Source organism: Oleiphilus sp. HI0067, from assembly GCF_001635735.1.
On the sequence record NZ_LWFI01001095.1, the window covers coordinates 1 to 1,040 of the forward strand.

1 protein-coding gene is annotated in these 1,040 nt (G+C 49.2%); it reads left to right on the forward strand.

What is annotated here, in order from left to right:
* Positions 1–1,040, forward strand: a 1,040-nt coding sequence (locus A3739_RS15790) for a biotin carboxylase N-terminal domain-containing protein (RefSeq protein ID WP_304440283.1), incomplete at both ends; no start/stop codon positions are given.

Genomic DNA, 1,040 nt, shown 5'->3' on the forward strand with positions numbered 1-1,040 from the left:
GACAGCGTCGTATATCAGAATGCCCTCGCTCCTGAGTTACGTCAGTTGGAAGATTCTTCTCGCGTTCACCGAGTACCCGACTATACCGGTGCCGATAAAGCTGAGCGCGAAGCACGTATTCAGCAAATCATTCAAATAGCGCACGAAAACGACTACAACGCGATCTTTGCCGGTTATGGTTTTATGGCCGAAGACGAAACTATGGTCGCCGCGATGGAGAGCGCAGGCCTCACGTTCATTGGCCCATGTTCGCGTACCGTACACGATGCGGGCTTGAAGGACGAAGCGAAGCGCACTGCACTCAAAGTTGGGGTTAGCGTGACGCCGGGTATTGATAACGCAACAGCCATTACCCTATTGAAAAAACATCCTGACGAAGCTGCGCTATTGGCACTCTGCGAACAAGAAGCGCTAAATGTAGACGTTGCTGTGCTCAAGCAAACTGAGTCGATGGAAGACAAAGCTGACCTAGTACTTGCAGCAGGCTACAAAAAAGGCATCGACCTATATACCGTTGAAGAACTTCAGCAAACCATCGCCGAACAAGTCGTTGAGATCGGTAAAAAGTTTCCAGAAAACCGCATACGCTTAAAAGCCATTGGCGGCGGTGGAGGTAAAGGTCAGCGCATACTACCAAGCCCTTCTTCATTTAAAGGCAGCCAAGAAAAACGCCTACAGGCGGTTTCAGAAAGTGCCCCAGGACTGGTACTTGAAATACTGAACGAAGTAAAAGCCACTGGCGTTGGCGATAACAAAAACGTGCTTATTGAGCTCAATATCGAAACGACTCGCCACCAAGAAATCCAAGTAATTGGTAACGGCGAATGGACGCTAGCCTTAGGCGGCCGCGATTGCTCTTTACAGATGCATGAGCAAAAGCTTCTCGAAGTTTCTGTAACCACCGAAGACTTACAGAATGCATTAGCGCAGGCCGTAAAAGATGGTCGCGATTCTGAAGTGAAAGTACTCAGCCAAGACATACTGACGCTCGAAGCAATGGAACAAGAAGCCGAACGTTTTGGCGAAGCAGTTGGGCTTGA